The following is a 231-nucleotide window of genomic DNA, read 5'->3' as shown; positions in this document are numbered from 1 at the left end:
GATCATCAATTAATTGATTATCAATCTTATCATGTATGAAGTTTTCAAGGTACAATCTGTAGCTTTTCTGCGAAGCAGGAATGCTACCAAAGCGAGCACCATCGCGAAGCGATTCTAATGTGCGAGCTTTCCTTTTTCTGTCGCCCGCTTGCATAGCAAGGATACGACTAATTTCTGTAGCTTTTCTGCAAAGCAAAATCGCTACGAGTGGAGATGGAGAGATTCGAACTC

The 231-nt window shown here is 42.0% G+C and carries 1 protein-coding gene; it reads right to left on the bottom strand.

Annotation, left to right across the window (positions count from 1 at the left end):
- The coding region (locus CSX02_RS13820; protein ID WP_207653790.1) for a hypothetical protein at window positions 1–231 on the bottom strand (231 nt) is incomplete at both ends.

This window comes from Agathobacter ruminis, from assembly GCF_002735305.1.
In the GTDB taxonomy this organism is placed as follows: domain Bacteria; phylum Bacillota; class Clostridia; order Lachnospirales; family Lachnospiraceae; genus Roseburia; species Roseburia ruminis.
The sequence above is the reverse complement of the archived record's forward strand: the minus strand, read 5'-3'. Positions and strand labels throughout refer to the sequence as shown.